At 48.1% G+C, this 20,030-nt stretch carries 14 protein-coding genes; 7 read left to right on the top strand and 7 right to left on the bottom strand.

What is annotated here, in order from left to right:
- Nucleotides 1-512: 512 nt before the first annotated feature.
- The 5 genes from ACQ4M5_RS28990 to ACQ4M5_RS28970 all read left to right on the top strand — a co-directional run bounded on the left by ACQ4M5_RS28990 (nucleotide 513) and on the right by ACQ4M5_RS28970 (nucleotide 11,203).
- Nucleotides 513-2,960, top strand: a complete 2,448-nt coding sequence (locus ACQ4M5_RS28990) for a beta strand repeat-containing protein (protein WP_430679253.1) — start codon at nucleotides 513-515, stop codon at nucleotides 2,958-2,960.
- A 17-nt stretch (nucleotides 2,961-2,977) separates the two neighbouring features.
- Complete coding sequence (locus ACQ4M5_RS28985) at nucleotides 2,978-3,538, top strand: hypothetical protein (protein WP_430679252.1); 561 nt, start codon at nucleotides 2,978-2,980, stop codon at nucleotides 3,536-3,538.
- 70 nt (nucleotides 3,539-3,608) lie between these two features.
- Nucleotides 3,609-5,108 carry a hypothetical protein gene (locus tag ACQ4M5_RS28980; RefSeq protein WP_430679251.1) on the top strand — a complete coding sequence of 500 codons (1,500 nt, stop codon included), beginning with the start codon at nucleotides 3,609-3,611 and terminating at the stop codon, nucleotides 5,106-5,108.
- Nucleotides 5,105-8,461, top strand: coding sequence for a TonB-dependent receptor (locus ACQ4M5_RS28975; protein WP_430679250.1), 3,357 nt, complete (start codon nucleotides 5,105-5,107; stop codon nucleotides 8,459-8,461). Before ACQ4M5_RS28980 ends, ACQ4M5_RS28975 begins: the two co-directional genes overlap by 4 nt.
- A 60-nt stretch (nucleotides 8,462-8,521) precedes the next feature.
- On the top strand, nucleotides 8,522-11,203 hold the full coding sequence (locus ACQ4M5_RS28970; protein ID WP_430679249.1) for a beta strand repeat-containing protein: 2,682 nt from the start codon (nucleotides 8,522-8,524) through the stop codon (nucleotides 11,201-11,203).
- A gap of 19 nt (nucleotides 11,204-11,222) precedes the next feature.
- On the opposite strand, the gene ACQ4M5_RS28965 is transcribed toward ACQ4M5_RS28970, so the two are convergent.
- Nucleotides 11,223-11,762: a DUF456 domain-containing protein gene (locus ACQ4M5_RS28965; protein WP_430679248.1), complete on the bottom strand. Its 540-nt coding sequence runs from the start codon at nucleotides 11,760-11,762 to the stop codon at nucleotides 11,223-11,225.
- 3 nt (nucleotides 11,763-11,765) lie between these two features.
- A complete protein-coding gene (locus ACQ4M5_RS28960) occupies nucleotides 11,766-12,605 on the bottom strand; it encodes a M48 family metalloprotease (protein ID WP_430679247.1) in 840 nt (279 codons plus the stop codon).
- Nucleotides 12,606-12,731: 126 nt separating this feature from the next.
- Between ACQ4M5_RS28960 and ACQ4M5_RS28955 the strand changes: the two genes are divergently transcribed.
- Complete coding sequence (locus ACQ4M5_RS28955; protein ID WP_430679246.1) at nucleotides 12,732-13,184, top strand: DUF4870 domain-containing protein; 453 nt, start codon at nucleotides 12,732-12,734, stop codon at nucleotides 13,182-13,184.
- 328 nt (nucleotides 13,185-13,512) lie between these two features.
- Entirely contained in the window at nucleotides 13,513-14,277 is a 765-nt protein-coding gene (locus tag ACQ4M5_RS28950) for an SAM hydrolase/SAM-dependent halogenase family protein (protein ID WP_430679245.1), read from the top strand.
- Nucleotides 14,278-14,366: 89 nt separating this feature from the next.
- On the opposite strand, the gene ACQ4M5_RS28945 is transcribed toward ACQ4M5_RS28950, so the two are convergent.
- From ACQ4M5_RS28945 to ACQ4M5_RS28925, 5 genes are all read right to left on the bottom strand, one after another.
- Nucleotides 14,367-15,200, bottom strand: a complete 834-nt coding sequence (locus ACQ4M5_RS28945) for an inositol monophosphatase family protein (RefSeq protein ID WP_430679244.1) — start codon at nucleotides 15,198-15,200, stop codon at nucleotides 14,367-14,369.
- Entirely contained in the window at nucleotides 15,200-16,588 is a 1,389-nt protein-coding gene (locus ACQ4M5_RS28940; RefSeq protein ID WP_430679243.1) for a BCD family MFS transporter, read from the bottom strand. The genes ACQ4M5_RS28945 and ACQ4M5_RS28940 overlap by 1 nt, the downstream gene beginning before the upstream one ends.
- Nucleotides 16,589-16,676: 88 nt before the next feature.
- The gene (gene chlP / locus ACQ4M5_RS28935) at nucleotides 16,677-17,900 is read right to left on the bottom strand and encodes a geranylgeranyl reductase (RefSeq protein WP_430679242.1); all 1,224 of its coding nucleotides are present in this window, start codon (nucleotides 17,898-17,900) and stop codon (nucleotides 16,677-16,679) included.
- A 108-nt stretch (nucleotides 17,901-18,008) separates the two neighbouring features.
- A complete protein-coding gene (locus ACQ4M5_RS28930; RefSeq protein ID WP_430679306.1) occupies nucleotides 18,009-18,428 on the bottom strand; it encodes a type II toxin-antitoxin system VapC family toxin in 420 nt (139 codons plus the stop codon).
- A 223-nt stretch (nucleotides 18,429-18,651) separates the two neighbouring features.
- A complete protein-coding gene (locus ACQ4M5_RS28925; protein WP_430679241.1) occupies nucleotides 18,652-19,860 on the bottom strand; it encodes an RNA-guided endonuclease InsQ/TnpB family protein in 1,209 nt (402 codons plus the stop codon).
- Between the last annotated feature and the right edge of the window lie 170 nt (nucleotides 19,861-20,030).

Here is a 20,030-nt window from a genome sequence, read left to right as displayed (position 1 = left end):
GTTCAATCGCTAAACCGCCCGGCGCTAAACCGACCGGGCTAACTGAGGAAACTCCCCTGAAGGGGACTGAAACCGCTGTCTGAGGGTGGTTCAGCATCCTTTCTTCCATTAGCCCGGTCGGTTTAGCGCCGGGCGGACTTAATCGCAGTGACAGACCTTCATCAACACAGAATTTTAGACTCACAATTCAACGCTATCCCACATCTCCGCTGATTAGCTTAAGCCACCTCCACAACTCCTCAGTAGTTCAGCGGAATTTTATGAACTCTTGATAAAGAATGCAAGAACTTTGGGCACGTTCTACTCGTACAAGTTCTTCCCTGTGATTGATGAAAAAGCGATTTCGTAACCCTCTCAAGACGTTTCCCGTTTGAGTCTTTTGTAAGTCGATCGCACTCCAGTTTTTGCGAATCGCGAGTTTCCAAATTTTTCCTTAACCCGATCGCGCTTTTTACCCCCATTTGGGGGCTATTTTGCGCGTCGTCATTTCCGCCCAACTTTTGTCGATCGATATGAAAGTCAATAAATATAAGCTTCTAGCTGCAACGCTCTTGATTGGAAGCAGTCTCTCAGGTGTCCGAACTGTTCTTGCTCAAACTGCTGCGGGAACCACCATCAGTAACACTGCAACCGCAACCTACTCTGATGGAACTAACACTTACAACTCAACCTCTAATACTGTTACCGTTCAAGTTGCAGAAGTGCCAGGGATTCAGGTCACAGCACAACCTCCGAGCAATGCGACTCCGGATGCGAATGGCACGTTGGAGGTTGACTTTATCATCACTAACATTGGAAACGATCCGACTCAGTTCTTTATTCCAGGAACCGTTACCCTGTCGGATACTACCAATTTCTCAGTAGATGGTCCATTGCAGATCATTGAGGTGAATGGAACTACTGTACCTGCGGTGAATGTTCCAAGCATAGGTGGTGAAACGGGTACTTTGCTCGGTGCAAATGGTTCCATTCCTCCGAATCCTGGAACAGGCACAAATGGAACAGTCCGAGTTCGTGTTCGGATTCGGGTTAGTGGCTCTGCGTCTTCTGGCGCTACAACAACAGTTGCCCTTGGAAATACAGCGACTCCGAATGCTCAAAACGTCGATCGAGCTACTGACATCGATGCGAATGATGTCCGAACCGTTGATAACCCGGACGGAGCTACCAATGAAACTCCAGGTGTTCTGACACAAGAAAATGAAGCAATGGCAACGAGCACAGCGATTACTGTGAATGCTCGTTTGCAAGCCTTTGCCACGATTTTGAAGGCGGTTTCAGCCTACAGCAACAACAATACAACTGCGGTCTTAACCGATGACGAGCTAACCTACTCATTAGCTCTTACGGTCGAAAATCCTGATGTACCCGTCGCTGGAGTTGTTCCTTCAGATCTGCACCCCACTGCATTGAATTTGAATGGCAGCACTCAAAATCGAATCCTTGTCTCGGATGCTATTCCTACCAACACGGCTCTAAGCTCAACGACACCAACTGCACCTGATTCAAGCTGGCAAGTCGTTTACACCACCAGTCCTACTGCGGTTCCTGCTCATCAAGCCGCGTGGGTCATAACTCGTCCGACTTCTGGAACAATTACGCGGGTTGGTTTTGTTCGATCGACTTCTATTCCAAACGGAACGACGATCGACAACTTCTCATTCTCAGTTAATCCCACCTCTAGCTTTACTGGAGGACGGATTGCGAACATTGCTCAAGTGTTTGGTCAATCCCAACCTGGAACCTCTGTTCCTGGAACTTCAACGCAATTGGTGTACGACGAATCTGGAGATCAATCTCCGAACAACCAATTGAATGCGAACAATCCTGATCCAGCGACCGGAGGCGCACCCGATACCGGGCTTGGAATCGATGATGGGATTGCAGATCCGACGACAGACGGAATTGATCCAGGAACAGGAACAAATCCCACAGATAGCACCACGAACCAAGGTAGTACCACAGATACGGATGGTGGTGAGACTACGAATTATACGATCGCAACTACGCCGCTGAATGGTCCAAATGGTCGCCCGGATGCGGTCAATACGACGAACAATGATGATTTTACAAATCGATCGATTCAGTTGCCCGCAGATCTCAATCCTGCTACTCCATTAACGGATGCTCAAACGCCAGCAACCACTTTTACAAACACGGTTCAAAACACCAGTAGTAGCCCACAAACGATTTCGTTGCTGCCAGTTCCGCCAACCAATACCGCAGATTTGCCAACCGGAACGACAGTCACGATCGCCGCTGGAGGAGATGTCGCAGTCTACCGCTACAACGGAACTATATTTGACTTTGTTCCGACAGGTAGCACCAATACGAGCGAGAGCGATCCGGTGCAACTGGTGAATGTTCCAGCAAACGACAATGCTCCGGGTGGAACTGATCAAGTGAACTACACGGTCACGATCGATCTTCCTGATGGTGTTGCTCAGAATGATGATTTCCCAGTGTCAATTGTGGCATTTGTAGATCAAGGTACGCTTGGCGATCCAGCGAACGATCCAGGCAACATCACGATCAATCGACTCTATACCGGATACGTTGTTCTAGAAAAAGATGCGCGAATTCTGGATGGTGCAACTGAGGTCATTGGATTTACCACGGATCAGACAACGTTGAGCGGGGCTGCAAGACCTGGACGCACGATCGAATACCGAATCCGTTATCGGAACATTTCAACGGCTGCTCCTGCGAATTCTGGCAGTGTTGATCTTCCTGCTAACAATCTAGCAATCACTGAAGATGGTTTAGATGCTCCAAACAATTGGTTCACAACCACCAGAGATCCAGTGAGTGGAACGATTCCAGGTTCTGCAACAGATACCAACGGCGGAACAATCAGCGGCACTTCTAACAGTGGAGACATTCAAATCTATATCAACACACTGACGACGCTTCCACCTCAAACATCGGGAACATTCACTTTCCGTCGCCAAATCAGATAGTTAGCAAGGAGAAAACAATGAAACGGAATTTTGTCTGGGTTGGATTAGGAATTGCAGCTACGATCGCGATGTTTCCGATCGATGGAACTCCCGCTGCTGCTCGGTTGTTCGATCGTAGTTTGTCAATCGCTCAAGCTCTGAATCAACCAAAAGTTGAACTGCAATTGATCGCAAAGCAGAAAGTGATTCAAAAGGATACTCAAGGAAAAGAGCAAGTGTCTTGGAATGTTCTAACCAAAGACACGATGGTGCAGAAGGGAACAGTTTTACGGTTTCAGGTGGTCGCGAAAAATGCAGGCGATCGTCCGGCTCAAAAGTTAGTCGTCACGCAACCGATTCCGAAAGGAACTATCTATGCGGCAAATTCAGCGACTCAGAACGGGGCTGAACTGGCTTACAGCATTGATGGCGGTAAGACTTTTACAGCGAATCCGATGGCTCAGGTCACGTTGCCAGATGGCAGAATCGAGATGAAGCCTGCTCCCATTGAGGCATATAGCCATGTGCGGTGGACATTTGATAAAGCGATCGCGCCCAAAAATACATTGGAAGTCACTTACGACGTGAGCGTTCGATAGCTATCTAGAACTCCAATCTTTTCTAAAGGGTTGGAGTTCTTCTTCCTGAAAATCTTAGGCTTTCAAGATCGTGAACAGATTGACTTCAAACCAAGTGCATCCACTCTATTCGAGATTCAAAACTTGCACTGCTGCATTGCTGATTAGTGCTTTGTCTGCATCAATTTCACCTGCACAGGCACAAACAAAGACCGCATCCATTACAAATCGCGCAAAGTATACTTACACTGATCCATCTGGTCAAACATTTCGGAGTTCTACGAATCAACTCCAGCAAGGTCTGATTGATCCTTTGGGGCGCATTACAGGCTGTGCTGGTGAAGTGCTCTCTAGCTACTCAGGCTTTAGTGTGAGTGTGTATGAAGCAGATGCTTCTGGAGTTGAATTGGGTGCGCTTGTTCCCTTAACGCGAACTGAGCTTCCCGATGTTCCGAACAATGGGATTGCGGCTGGACTTGATCCGAATCGTCAGAATAGCAATCCGTTCTTCCTCACTGCGAATAGCGATGGGCGGTACAACTTCTTGCTTGATGATGCACGAGGACAATTAGCGATCGGGAAACGCTACATTCTAGTGATCAATCCGCCCCAAGGCTCGATCTACAGTCAGCGTCGAGTCCGATTAACAATTACTGCGCGATCGGGTCGGCAAGTTTCTTACAATGCAACTTCGCTCGATGGAAAAGCATTGAATACAACCACGGGTGTTAGCTCGATCGATGGACAGCTAACGATCCAAGATGCAGAACAAGTGGGACTGTCTTTAGCTGCGATCGATGTTGATGCCAGTATTTGTCAAACTCAAGCGATTCAGATTATCAAAACAGGCGATCGCGCCAATGCAGCACCCGGAGATACAGTCCTCTATCGATTATCAATTCGCAATTTAGCCAGCGCTCCTGTTAGCAATTTAACCATCACAGATTTATTACCACTGGGTTTCCGATTTCGAGAAAACAGTACTAAAGCAGAGTTCCAAAACACTCCAGTACCAGTGACGACGAGTGCGAATAGTTCAACCATTACTTTTACACTGCCGAACATTACACTGCCTGCAAACACTGGATCGCAAACTCCTGTTCTCAACATTGCTTATGCAGCAACATTAACACCCGATGCAATTCGTGGCACTGGACAGAATCGCGCTTTAGTCCAAGGAACGCGATCGGATAATCAAGACATTGTTCGAGATGGTCCTGCGCTTCATCGTCTCCGAGTTCGCAATGGTTTATTAACCGACTGTGGAACGATTATTGGTCGCATTTTTGAAGATAAAAACTTTGATGGTGAACAACAACCTGGAGAGCCAGGAATTCCGAATGCAGTTGTGTTTCTAGATGACGGGAATCGGATTACAACCGATCAAAATGGATTGTTCTCGGTTGCGAATGTGTTAGCAGGATATCGCACTGGAGTGTTGGATTTGAGCAGCATTCCAGGATATACGCTTGCCCCCAATCAGAAGTTTCATGAACGCAATAGTCAATCTCGCTTAGTTCGTCTTGCGCCCGGTGGTTTAGTGCGGATGAACTTTGCAGTTACTCCAGCGCTACGGGAGGCAGGCAAATGAAATTAAATCAATGTTCTATCTACGCTTTTTGCTTTATTTCGCTGTTCGCATTCCAAACTCCCCGATCGAGTGCGAATCCAGTTCCAGTCCAATCCCAAACGACGCTCAGATTCGTTTCTCCAACCGTTAACAGCGTTCTCGATCTGTCGTCTGCAACAATCGTATTAAGCTATCCCAAAGATGCAAAAGTAGAACTATTTGCGAATGGGGAAAAAGTCAGCGATCGCTTAATTGGTCGCACCGAAACCAGCAGCACAACGATTACCCAAACTTGGTACGGTGTCTCGCTGAAAGAAGGTCAAAACACTTTAACGGCTCAAACTACTGTAAACGGTGTAAAGGCTGAAAGTACTTCGATCACGGTGCAAGTTCGCGGAGAAGCCACAAAGTTAACTGTTCGCTCGGTTGAGTCGCGTATTCCAGCAGATGGTCGATCGATAGCTACGATCGAGGGTCAATTGTTCGATGCTCAGGGCAATCTGTCGAATCGAGAAACAACGGTTACTTTATCCACGACCGCAGGCGAATTTACAGGTACAGATGTCGATCGAGATCAGCCCGGATTTCAGGTCAAAGCACAACAAGGACGATTTACTGCAACACTGCGATCGGGACTTGATCCAAGAACCGTCACCATTCAAGCGCGAACCAGTAACTTAGAAGCCTTTTCGCAACTGAACTTTGAAACTGATCTCAGACCTCCGATCGCGACAGGTGTGATTGATTTTCGTTTGGGTAAACGGGGGACGGATTACTTCGATCGACTAAGAAACTTTAATCCAGTCGATCGAGACAATCCTTATCGCTTAGATGCCAAAGCTGCCGTATTTGCAACAGGTCGAATTGGAACTTGGTTGTTTACAGGTGCATTTAACAATAGCAGAACGTTGAATGAGACTTGTGATTCCACTGCAAGACTGTACAGAGATGTTCAGCCCTGTGATCAGAACTATCCGATTTATGGCGATAACTCTTCAACCACCGCAGTAACCCCTTCACGCGATAGTTTGTACTTGCGATTCGAGCGGACTTCTCCGGTTCCGGGTGCAGGCGTTGATTATGCAATGTGGGGAGACTATAGCACCGATGAATTTGCTCGTCGATCGCAGCAATTTACAGCAACTACTCGCCAACTCCACGGCTTCAAAGCGAACTATAACATCGGAAATCTTCAAGTCACGGGCATCTTTGCCGATAACTTAGAAGGATTTCAACGCGATACGATCGCACCCGATGGTACAAGCGGCTTCTATTTTGTCTCGCGGCGATTGTTGCTTGAGGGCAGTGAGAATGTTTTTCTCGAAACTGAGGAATTGAATCGACCGGGAACTGTGATCGATCGACAACAGTTAAATCGGGGTGCAGACTATGAAATTGACTACGATCGAGGTTCACTCTTGTTCCGTCAACCGATTCTAAGAACTGATGTCGGTCAAACTGGTGAAACCCTAGTGCGTCGAATTGTGGTCACGTACCAATATGAGCAACCCGGATCGAACAATAATCTCTATGCAGGACGGCTTCAGTACAATCTGGCGCGAGGACTCGATCGAGAAAGTTGGATCGGTTTAACTTATTTCAGAGAAAACCAGGGAGTACGCGATTTTGAGCTATTTGGAGCCGATGCACTTTTAACTTTTGGATCAACTCGATTGATTGCAGAATACGCAAATGCTGAAAGCTCATTAGATTTTGGTAACAGAGTTAGCGGTTCAGCTTATCGCGTCGAACTGGATAGTCAAATTGCTCAAGGAATTTTGGGACGACTTTACTATCGAAAAACTGATGCAGGCTTCAACAACAATGCCACCACCAGTTTTACACCTGGACAAACGCGCTATGGGGCACAAATTAGCGCTGCGGTGTTCCCCACAACCAACGTTCGAGTGCAATACGATCGAGAAGACAACAATGGGGTTGCACCTCGACCGCTCACTCTAATTGATGAACTGCTCACACCTCGTACTGCTCCGATTCCTGGATCGCGTGTAGATAACTCTCTCACCACAATTACAGCAGGCGTTGAACAACGAATCGGAACAACGAATCTGAGCTTAGATTGGCTACATCGCACTCGTGAAGATCGGCTAACTCCTTCAGTGTTCGATACCACCTCGGATCAACTGCGATCGCGCCTCACATTCCCACTCACGCAAACCCTAACTTTCCTAGCTCAGAACGAAACGACGCTCTCTTCTGAAGTCGATGAAGTTTATAACGATCGAACTTTACTCGGCTTGAACTGGAGAGCAATGCCCGGTGTCAATGTTCAACTCTCACAGCAGTTCTACCATCGAGGACAATTCGCGGGTGAATCGCTCACAAATCTAAGCGTAGTCAGCGAATACAAACTATTCCGTGACACGACTTTAACTGGACGATACACGCTATTAGGCGGCGCGAATGGGACGAATCTTCAAGCCGCGATCGGACTTAATCAAATCCTGACGCTCTCTCCAGGACTGCGCGTAAATCTTGCTTACGAACGTGTGTTTAGTACAATCTCTAGCCGCAGCGCGACCGGAACAATCTTTGCTCAACCCTTTGCAGTCGGACAAAGTGCTGCAAGTTTGGGCTTAGATAGTGGAGATAACTATAGCATCGGACTCGAATACTCGGATGAATCGAGCTTCCAAGCGAGTGCCCGATATGAACATCGAACCTCTTCTGCGGGTGCAAATACGGTCATCTCTGCGGGTGCTGCTGGCAAAATTAGTCCTGCACTCACCGCATTGGCTCAATACCAACAAGCAAACGCAGCAAATCAAACTCTTGAAGGCTTAGACGATACAAAAACCCTGAGAATCGGACTTGTCTATCGTGATCCAAATGACGATCGCTTTAATGCTCTCCTTCGCTACGAATATCGCAAAAATCCCGCTCTCATCCCCGATACCATTCTTTTCGGCAGTGGAACAGGCACAAACGAGCATCTTTTTGCACTCGAAGCTATCTATGCTCCAAACTGGCGCTGGGAATTTTACGGGAAATTTGCCCTGAGAGATAGCACCTCTTATCTTGCGAGTGACTTAGCAGGAAGCAGTACTGTTCTACTCGCTCAAGGACGTGCAGTTTATCGAGTAGGATACCGCTGGGATCTCGCTGCTGAAGGACGCTGGATCGGACAATCTACGAACTTTAATGAACTTGGTTGGGCACTAGAAGCAGGATACTATCTCACACCGAATCTTCGACTTTCAGCGGGTTATAGCTTCGGACGAGCAAACGATCGAGATTTTACGGGTTCGCGATCGACCGGAGGACTGTATTTTGGCGTAACCGTGAAAGTCAATGAACTCTTCAACGGCTTCGGATTGCAAAAGGTGAGATCGAAGCCGCCATCGACTCCATAACCCCATCTGAATCGTTTTTTCGCATCTTATTTTCAGTCGTTGATCTTCCCTTATCTAACAATGCCTAGAGTCGCACACCGCCAATCCAAATCTCGCTTGATTGACCACATCTGGCAGCGCATTCTGAAACGCGTTTTACTAATCGGGTTGGTCTGTCTTTTTCCAATCTACACCCTGCTTTTACCGTTCGACAAACACGCCTCTCAGGTGCTTGCGGCTCCAACCGCGCCTTGTGCCACTCCCGGTAAAGACGGTCCTGGCGGCGCAATGGCTGGCATTGTCAATACCTATTACCCGCCGCCTTCTGCAACTGCTTCAGTTAGCAGTGGTGCAACTTCTTTACAAGTCGGTTCTCCCTCTGGAGCATCAACCCCAATTAGTGTAGGCGATCTATTGCTGATTATTCAGATGCAAGACGCGGCGATCAATTCTACGAATACCGCTGCATATGGAGATGGAGTTGGAGGAGATGTATTAGCTTATCCCACGGTTCCGTCCAGCACAGCAGCAAGTGGGGTCGTCTCTACAACTGCTGGACAGTATGAATATGTTACGGTTACGAGCGTGAGTGGAAGCACGATCGGGATTGCAGGAACTGGTACAGGAGGCGGATTGCTCAATAGCTATATCAACTCAGCTGCTACTAGCACAAAGGGACAAAGCACTTACCAAATTGTGCGTGTTCCGCAATACTCCAGTGCGACCTTGGGAAATGCGACCGCGCTCGCATGGAATGGTTCAGTCGGTGGAATTCTTGCTTATGATGTCGCGGGCAATCTTAATCTCGCTGGAACAGTGGATGTCAGCGGTCAAGGATTTCGCGGCGGCGGTGCTCGAAGACTTGGTGGCGCGTCAGGCTATTCCAATACTGACTACCGTACTCCCGCGACTGCGACTGCTAATGGTTCAAAAGGTGAAGGAATTGCTGGAACTCCCCGGTATATTGCTCAATTCACAGGCACAGGCGCTCCCACCATATTGGATACAGGCGCAGAAGGCTACCCCAATGGCAGTTATGGACGCGGTGCACCCGGTACAGCGGGTGGCGGCAGTACCGACGGGAATCCTGGCAGCAACGACCAAAACTCCGGTGGCGGTGGCGGGGCTAACGGTGGAAATGGAGGTATTGGAGGACGGGCATGGAGTTCACAAGTGCCCTCTGGTGGATTCGGCGGCAAAGCATTTTCAGCAGCGACCGATCGATTAGTTTTAGGCGGTGGCGGTGGGGCTGGAACCACGAATGATGGTTCTTTCTACACTGGAACAGCGCAAATCGGTGGAAATGGTTCCTATAGCAGTGGTGCACCTGGTGGCGGAATGGTAATGGTTCGTACGAATACGGTTAGCGGAACAGGCACAATCTTAGCTCAAGGATCGACACCCCGCGATGTTGGGCAAGACGGCGGCGGCGGTGGCGGGGCTGGCGGAACTGTCTTTGTGTCTACGCGACCCAGTTCAGGGAATAGTCTTGCAGGATTAACCGTTAATGTTCAAGGAGGCAATGGCGGTTGGGCGAGGTTTAGCTCAGCGCATGGACCTGGTGGCGGCGGTGGCGGCGGTGTCGTCATCAATTCATTACCAGGGGTGAGCATTGGCAGTTTAGCTGGTGGTGTGGGTGGACGCACTGGCGCAACTGGAAATTTGGGAAATTTTGATGCGGCAGCAGGAACAGGATTAGTCCAGCCACTAACCGCAGGTATTGTTCCAGGGATTAAGTCGGGTGCAGAATGTACGGCAGATTTAATTGTTGAGAAAAGTACCAGCACAAGGACAATCGTTTCTCCATCAACTGGCGGCAAAACGGCAACCTATACCATTACGGTTTCAAATGCTGCAAATCGAGCGGCAGCGACACAAGTGACCGTTAGCGATCCGGGTCTTCCGTCAGGATTTACTTATGCTTCAACCAGCTCGATCGCGCTTACGGGTGGAGCCGTTCAAACCTCGGTTAGTAATCCAACTGTCGGCAGTACTTCACCGAGTTGGGGAGTCTTTACGATTCCGGGTGGTGGTCAAGTGCAGATTACCTTTATCACTGCGATCGCAACTACGGTCACAGCCGGAACCTATCAAAACCCGGCGATTGCGCAGTACCTCGATCCAGTTCGCACCACGACAAATGGCACAACAACTGCAACTTACGATATCAACAGACCGGATGAAGATGTGATGATCACGATCGGTAGTCCGAAGCTTTTGCTAGTTAAGCGGATTACTCGCATTAATTCGACTGATATCACGACGGTTGTAGATGATCCAAATACAACTGATGACAATGATCCAAATTGGGTCAATAGTACATTTCTTCGAGGCGCGATCGATGGCGGAACAATTAAGCCCGGAGACGAATTAGAGTACACAATCTATTATCTATCCGCGGGTGACACCACCGCAAATAATGTATGGTTGTGCGATCGTGTTCCCGATAACACTACGTTTAGTTCTACAGCATTCAATGGATTTCCCACTCAAGCAGCGGGTGGATTGCCAAGCGGCGACCGGGGAATGCAATGGCTGTACAACGGTCAAACTGAGTCCTTAACTAATGTTGGAGATGGCGATGTTGCACAATACTTTCCAGCAGGAAACAACCCAATAAGTCCATTTCCCAGTGTGAACTGTGGGGGCACAAACACCAACGGAGCAATTGTTGTGAATTTAGGCAACCTTTCTCATACGACTGCACCTGGAATCCCAGCTAATTCCTATGGCTTTGTGCGATTCCGGGGTCGGGTGAGATAGCCCAAGGGGTTGGGTGATTCTAAGTCCACATCACTGAACCCCAGGTTGCCCAAACGAAAACTCCGACCGCAACGATCGCTAAAACCACTTCGATCAAGTTGCCGATCAATGCACCAAATCCGATTCCCAAGCTAACTTTTCCAGCCGTCTTTAAACGTTCAGAAGTGGGGAGAGTGCGCTGATACAGATACTCTCCCACAAAGCCGCCGAGCAATCCGCCTAAGAGAATTCCAGCGATCGGTCCTCCGATCGGTAAAGCAGGCAACAATCCAAAAAATCCCACTGCCATGCCCTTAAACATTCCATACTGCGCCCATTTGCTGGCTCCGACTTGTTTCGCGCCCCAGTATGATCCCAACCATTCCACCACGGCACTGAGGATCAACGCCACAAAGATCAAGCCCAACGGCACGATCGGAATTGCGAACTTCGTCACAACACACCAAACTAGGATTGCTGCCAAAATCAAACTCGGTCCTGGAACTCCCGGTAAAACTGCTCCAGCGACTCCAACCAGCATGACTGCAATTAAAATCCAATATAAAATCATCAAATTCATCGTTTATCTCCGCAAAACGGCTTGAGTGAATCGATCGCGTCCATCTTCTAAATCGGCTGGAATACCTTGCGGATAGATCTTTTGAATTCCAGCTTTCAAAGCTTGTAATCGATTCCCCGGATCAGGATGAGAGCTAAGAAATTCGGGTTTTCGACCGCCGCTTGCTTTTGACAGAATTTGCATCACTTCCAAAATTCCGCGTGGGTTGTATCCCGCTTCAGTCATGAATCTTAGTCCAAAGCGATCGCTTTCCGACTCATCCTCTCGACCGTATCGCAAATCGACCATTTGATTCACCGCTTGCGCGATCGCAGCCGCTCCCTGTCCGCCATCTTGTCCGCCACTCGCTGCCACGCCTATGGCATTGACCAAAGAAGCTCCCAATTGTTGTTTGGCTAAGTGTTCGGCTCCGTGCCGTCCTACGACGTGTCCGACTTCGTGACCAAACACTCCTGCCAATTGAGCTTCAGAGTTCATTTGTCCAAGGAGTGCAGCCGTAATAAAGATTTGACCCCCTGGAAGTGCAAATGCGTTCACCGTTTGAGCATCACGCAACAAGTGAAACTCATAGGTATACGGAGATTTTGAGGCTTCTGATCGCTGAACGATCCGCTGTCCCACTTGATTCACGTAAGCTTGCAGGGCTTCATCTGGATAGAGTCCACCATGTCGGGCTGCCATTTGCTGACGACTTTGCAATCCCAGGACAATCTCTTGTCGCGGAGTCAGTTGGACTCGCTGGCTTTCTCCAGTAACCGGATTCACGCTGGTGTTGCCGTAATAGCTAAACAGTCCACCAATGACAAAGAACAATCCTAAAATTAATCGAATTAATATGCTCACAGTCTGGATATCAAAATACGATCGACTGTATTTTCAAATGCTCTGAGAAGATAAATCAATCATTCTCAGGGTACAGTTCATGAGGTGTTGCATGAACACTTAATCTACCAATAGTTGGATAAGACGATGAATGAGCTTTTAGATCGATCAACTCGCAGATGGGCAATGAGTTGTCACTTGGCAGGACTGATGTCGATCGTGGTCTGTTCAGTTGCACCCATTCCATTTTTGGGAGCATTGTTTCCTTATATTGTTTGGCGCATGGGACGCGATCGACATCCCTTTATCGATCTTGCAGGTCGATCGGCATTTAACTTTCAGATGTCAATGTCGGCTTATCTATTAGCGGGTGTAATCTTCTGGATATTTCTAGCGTTTACAACGTGTATGGTGGGATTTGCGGGTGCAAATACTAATCCGAATTTATTTGGCACAGTGTTTGAGTGGTTGTTTTATCTTGGTGCTGCTGCGATCGTGTTATTTGCTGTGTTTATGATTGTAGTGATAATTTTTGCGACCGTGAAAGCGAGTCGGGGACAGTCTTACTGTTATCCTTTTAGTATGCAGTATCTACAATAGATAGATTGAAGGCAGTTTAAAAATGGCTCTTTCTCCAGCATTCGTATTTTCAGCCTATCGGGTTTGCCCCTTTCTTGCCTCAATCTTTATCCCAAACTGAGAGGGTGTTTGAAAAGTATAAAAAGCGGCTTTGCTTCGTCGCGAGTTCGCCCGGAAATAAATCTCCGGGCTAATGGAGGAAACCCCGCTGAAGCGGGCTGGGAGCGTAATTCGGAGTTCTTAGCCCAGTTTAGTGGGCTTCCCACGATTAGCCCGGAGATTTATTTCCGGGCGGGTGAATGCGATCAACGATTACTTCTCAAACACCCTCTGAGGTTTCTCTAGATCGATGATTGTTACCCTGTTAACTGATTTCGGATTGAGCGATGTCTATGTCGGTGTGATGAAGGGCGCGATCGCTCAAATCAATCCCCAAATTCAAACGATCGATTTAACGCACGAGATCCTACCCCAAGATATTGCTGCTGCTCGGTTCCATTTGATGAATGCTTACCCTTATTTTCCAGACGGAACCGTTCATATTGCGGTGGTTGATCCAGGGGTCGGAAGTGAACGTCGATCGATTGCTGTTCAACTCAAATCAGGGTATGTCGTTGCGCCGGATAACGGTTTAATCAGCGGTACATTGAAAGATGCGATCGCGGCTGTGGAATTAAACAATCCGAACTATTGGCGATGTCAAACTCCGAGTGTCACTTTCCACGGACGTGATATTTTTGCGCCTGTTGGAGCGCATCTTGCCAGTGGCGTTCCATTACAAGAATTGGGGACTGAGATTGATTTAAGCTCGATCGTGCGCTTGCCGATTCCTGATGTGATTGAAACAGCAACAGAATTGCGCGGCGTGATTCAAGCGATCGACCATTTCGGCAATTTAATCACAAATATTTCAGGAGAAGAAGTTCGCGATCGAGCTTGGAGCATTCGCATCAATCAAACTCTTTATTTGGGTAAGAAAACTTATGCAGATGCTCGAATCGGTGAAATCGTTGGATTAGTCGGGAGTCACGGTTGGATCGAACTCGCAATGAATCGTGGTAACGCCCAAAGTTTTCTAAAATTGAAAGTTGGAGATGCGATCGTCGTTATTTAGGAGATTTATCGAAAACAAATTACCCGCTGTCTTCGGCTTCGCTCAGTCAGCTAGAGATCGCGCCCTGAGCGAAGCCGAAGGGCAGTCTTTCAAGCGGTAAGCTCTTTCGTAGAAATCTCCTTAGTTCCGATCGACCTAACCAAAGGTTCAAACACAGCAATCAACTCCTCACGGCTCACGACCAAAGTAGGAAACGATCGAGTACTGTAATCTTTTCCAACTTCTAGCGGAAAAATCGGCTCAGATTGCAACGGATACCAAACGGCTCCCGCAGCTTGTCCGATCGCCCAAACTGCCGCAATATCCCAAATCTTCGGAGTCGCTTCAACGCCGCCCATTGTTGATCCGGCTGCAACCGTCAATAAGTTATAAGTTGCGACTCCTAACATCCGAATCTTTGCTGGAAAAGGATTTTTCAACACCGAAGTACTCCGGGCACAGAGATTGAAAAAGTGATTGCGCGTTAGTGCTTCTTGACTCGAATGAATCGGTTTATCGTTTAGAAAAGCTCCAGTCGGCAAATCTAGCCCTGATTTACCCTGCCAAAATCCGTGAAACGATTGATTCAAGGGTGGAAGATGCACATAGCCAAACACCGGAGTGCCTTGATAGAGAAGCGCGATCGAAATGCCCCACAGCGGCAATCCACGAGCAAAATTCGTCGTACCATCGAGCGGATCAATAATCCAGCACCAATCACGATCGGGAAACACGTGCTCAACTTCTTCACTCAAAACACCATGATCGGGGAAAGTTTTGGCGATCGCGTTCCGAATCTGTTCATCCGCCCATCGATCGGATTGTGTAACCAAGCTTCCATCCGCTTTTTCCGCCGCTTGCACCTGTCCAAAATCTTTCAGCAGTTGTGTCCCAACTTCATGCGTAATCCGTTCGGAAAAGGCTTTGATTTCCAGAAAATCCATCAATCTAATTCACCCTGCAAAATAGTTGAAATCGCTGCTTTTGTATTTTTCCGAAAGGCTTTGACATCGACGCGACTGAGCAATCCAACTGCAATCAACATTCCGATCGCTTGCAGTCCAAATACAACCGAATACGCTAACGTCAAATTCGAGAAAATACTTTTGCCGACATCTAAAGCACCACCTCCGAAAATCGTTGCCAACGCTCTCGCCAATGCTTGCGCTAATCCCCATGCACCGATAAAGGTTCCAGCCGTTTCAACAGCAGTCAGATCGAGCATTAAACTAATTGCGCCTGTCGTCGTGATCCCAGAAGCTAATCCGAATAGAAACAGTCCACTTTGTAGAAGTTTGGGATTCGCGGTAAAACCTGTGAGAATGATCAAGATCATACAAACAGAAACGAGAACGCAACCGAGTTTCGCAGTTCTCGTTTTACCAAGACGAGGCACGATCGCGAATCCTGCACTACTAATTCCGATCAGCGTTCCCATGCCCCAAAACGCATTCAATCGAGTGGTTTCTGAAACCGACATTTGGAACACTTGACCACCATAAGATTCCATCACCGCATCTTGCATAAATAAACTAATCGTCATGAACAGCAAAAAGGTGAAAAATAATCCGGTTTGCGGTGAAGCGGTCAAGACTCGAACGGCGCGGCTTAACGTGATTTGATCTTCTCGATCGCTAACTGTCGTTCTCGCACTAAACCGCGAATATTTCTTCTCAATCCCAAACGTTGCCAAGATTGCCAATCCACAAACAATACTCGGAATAATAATAAATACTCGATCGACTGCCGGACGCAACGCTTCTAAATTCGCGGCTCCTTCTGCTGGCAACAATCGCGAGGTAAGAATCGCACCAATCACAATTCCCACCATCAGCATCGACCAGACAATTCCCACGAGCTTCGATCGCTCTTCTTCTTCCGATACATCAACCAACAACGCTGCAAACGGAGTCGATCCAGCACTCAGCGTCAATCCATACAGCGCAAACACCAAGCCCAGAATTCCAATCCAAATTTGCGTTGGAGTTCCCCATCCGACCGCCTGCAAACTCGCTCCAACTTGCCACATCACTTGAACTGCGAGAAATGCTGTCAGCGAGAACAAGACCGACGCGATCCAAACATAGCTGGTTCGGTGATAGCCGATGATCGGTTTCGCATCCGACATTTGCCCAAACCACAATCGTGCAGGAGCCATGAATTGATGAACCGCGATCGCTCCTGCTGCGATCGTTGCTGGAATTGCTAATTCTTTGATCATCACTCGGTTTAAGACACCAAGCGTTAATACCGACATCATGCCTAACCCCATCTGATAAAGACCGAGTTGGAACATGGTTACGAGCTTAATTCTGGGGGGTTGCGTGATCATGTTAGGGATTTTTAAAGTGTGAACTTGAATGCAATAAAAAGCGATCGTACATCACTGCACGATCGCTTTGCATTAGAGGCAATTCAACTTAGGGAGCCAGAGCGTTTCCACGAATCAAGCTACCAAGGGTCTTAGCCGTAATCTTCAATTGCACCAGCGGATTTGCAGGCACAACGGTCTTGTAGAGATAGCTATCGAACGTGAGCTTTTGCACATCGATATCAGAACACATCTCGACAAAGGCTTCGCGAGTTGCATCTGTGCGGTAAAACACGGTTTGCAGAATGTCCAGCACTTTGTAGGTTAGACCATACTTTCTATCCCAACGCTTGAGATAGACTTTTAAATCTGCTTCAGTCGGAATGCGGCGACCGTTTTCGGAAAATTCCACGATCGTTTCTGCACACATCCGAGCCGATTTCGCTGCAAAGTAGATTCCTTCACCGGAAGATTTTGTCACGGTTCCCGCAGCATCACCAACGAGGGCAACTCGTCCTACCACGCGGCGAGGTCTGGGATGCTCAGGAATCGGATGCGCTTCAACGCGGATGATCTTACCGCCTCTGAGCTTCTTCGCGGCTCTGGCACGAATGCCCGCCTGTAGCTTTTTGATGTCCGCTTTGTTCGGAGACATTGTTCCGGTTCCAACCGCAACGTGGTTGTATTTCGGGAACACCCAAGCGTAGAAGTCGGTTGAGACATCATCGCCTACGTACATCTCAGCGAGATCTTCGTAGTACGCCATTTTGTCATCCGGCAGCATGATCCGCTCTTGGAACGCGATCGCATAATTATAGTCCCCCGCATCGATCGCTTTTGCAACCCGCGAGTTTGCTCCATCTGCGCCGACAACCAAATCAACTTCGAGCGTTGCAGCTTTGCCCTCTACACTACCGTCGGAGTGATCCGCATAGTGCAGGGTGTATGAGCCTTTCTCGCTGGTCGGTAATTCGAGCTTGTGCATCGTGCCGTTAATCAGCTTTGCACCGAGAGCAACCGCACGATCGCGCAGGAAGCCGTCTAAGACTTCGCGGCGACACATTCCGATATATTCGTCATCTTTTAAGGTGCTGCCGATGCTCACTTCGACATTCGAGGGGGAAATCATTTTCATCTTTCGCACTTTGCGATCGATGATGTTTTCGGGCAAGTCAAATTCAGCCACCATACAGAGGGGAATCGCCCCGCCACAGGGTTTCACGTTGTCTAACTTGCGTTCAATAAGATAGGTTTCAATACCCGCTTTTGCTAATGTCTCTGCTGCGGATGAACCAGCAGGACCGCCACCTACAACTGCAACCCGGAGTGTCAAAGGTTTTCTCCCAATTTCTTAAAAGCTACGAAAGTCATCGTATCATGCGTCTTTTGCCCTTTTGTTACAGACTACGGCAACTTGAAACAGAGCTTAACAATTTAGTCTCTATTGTGGAAATAAATCAGCGATCGACGTTACTGGTATAGGAGAATTAAGAAAATCTCGTTGATCACGAATCACGATCGCGTCTAGCCCTTGATTGATCGCACAAGCGATTTGCACTGCGTCCTCAAAATCGCTCACGTTTGTTAACCCAAACGCTTGCTCTAAAGTGGCTCGATCGACAAGACAGATTTCCATTACGATTAACGTTTCTGAAACGGCTTGTCGTGCTTGTGCAACGCTCCGGGTTTGTCGCTTGGAGATATAGAAGATATTCGTTAACGTTGTTGCTGTGACATACCCCATAATCTGTCCAGTGGAGATCGTTGGAAACAAGCGTCTTGCATCTTGCAAAAATGGCTCCCGCCTTAGAGGGTGTTTGAAAAGTAATCGTTCATCGCATTCACCCGCCCGGAAATGAATCTCCGGGCTAATCAGGGAAGCCCACTAAACTGGGCTAAGAACTCCGAATGATTCTCCCAGTCCGCTTCAGCGGGGTTTCTTCCATTAGCCCGGAGATTCATTTCCGGGCGGACTGGCAACGCAGCAAAGCCGCTTTTTATACTTTTCAAACACCCTCTTAGTAGGAAATCTAAAACAATATTCGTATCAATCAAGATTCTCAGTGAACTACCTACACCAACCGCTACGCAGTATGGTGTAGGCTTCCCAATTCATCAGCAATTGCCTCTGCGGTCGTGGACTTGCGCCCATACCGCTTTGGTCTTACATTGCCTCCAAGGGCAGTAGCGCTGGTTCCCAACGCCAAAATCCGCAAGCCTTCATCTCGGATGTTCAATGCCGCATTCACATCTCTATCGTGATGCTTCTGGCAGTGAGGGCAGAGAAAAGAACGGACGGAGAGATCCATCTTTGGCATCGGTAGCAGTGTTGTATTGCACAGATGCGACGATGGGAAGAACCGACCGATTTCAAGGTAGATCTTTCCTTCCTGCTCTGCTTTGTACTTCAGCAGGGTTTGAAACATTCCCCAACCTGCGTCAGAGATTGACTTAGCTAGGTTGTGATTCTTCACCATGTTTTTGACTGCTAGATCTTCTACGACAATCACTTGGTTCTCGTTCACTATCTTGCGGGATAGCTTGTGTAGAAAATCTTCTCTTACTCTGGAAATCTTGCTATGTACTCTTGCCAGTGCAAGCTTGGCTTTACGCCGCTTGTGGGTCGTTTTGTCCTTCTTGCGAGAAAGCTTTCTTTGCTTGCGTTTCAAGTTGCGTTCGTGCTTCTTAAGATGTTTCGGGTTGTTGAATTTGGAGCCGTCAGACGTGACCGCAAAATCAATCAATCCCAAATCAATCCCGACCGCTTTGCCCTGACTGATTGACTCAGGCTTTTCAACGCCATCATCGAGCAGCAATGAGGCAAAGTACCGACCATCCGACATTCTCGATACGGTGACAGTTTTTAGTTTCCCAACACAGTCCCGATGGATTTTCGCCTTCACAGTCCCCAGCTTACCGGGGAATTTGATCGCGATATCACTCAGAATCTTGACGCTTGCTGGATACTGAATTGATTGTCTACCCTGCCGATTTTTGAACGAGGGATAGCCTGTCCGACCATCAAAGAAGTTGCCAAACGCTGCACCCAAATTCAAGACAGATTGCTGTAAGCATTGGGAATAGCATTCAGAAAGCCACTCATACTCTTTCTTCCAAACGGGAAGCAGCTTCTTCATCTCCATTGCTGAAACGCCACGTCCTGTCTCTTTATATGTTTGAGACAGGATGGCAAGCGACTGATTCCAAACCCATCTGCAACAACCGAACGCCTGAGCAAGATGAACTTGCTGGGCATCAGTGGGATAAATTCGGACTTTGACCGCCTTCAGCATAGATATTAGAGTGAACTGGTAAGCACTCTAACACAGTTTAAGTACCTGTGTTCGCTTCGTTTGTCAGAGAGTGGCGTTTCTTCACCGTCCCCAAGCCCTAATGAAGCTACGCTTCACATCGGTTAAGCGCTCAGTGCTGGAGGAGGGTTTCCCTCTGTAGGCAACTGAGT

This window comes from Leptolyngbya sp. AN10 (assembly GCF_050565645.1).
Classification (GTDB): Bacteria; Cyanobacteriota; Cyanobacteriia; order Leptolyngbyales; family Leptolyngbyaceae; genus Leptolyngbya.
The sequence above is the reverse complement of the archived record's forward strand: the minus strand, read 5'-3'. Positions and strand labels throughout refer to the sequence as shown.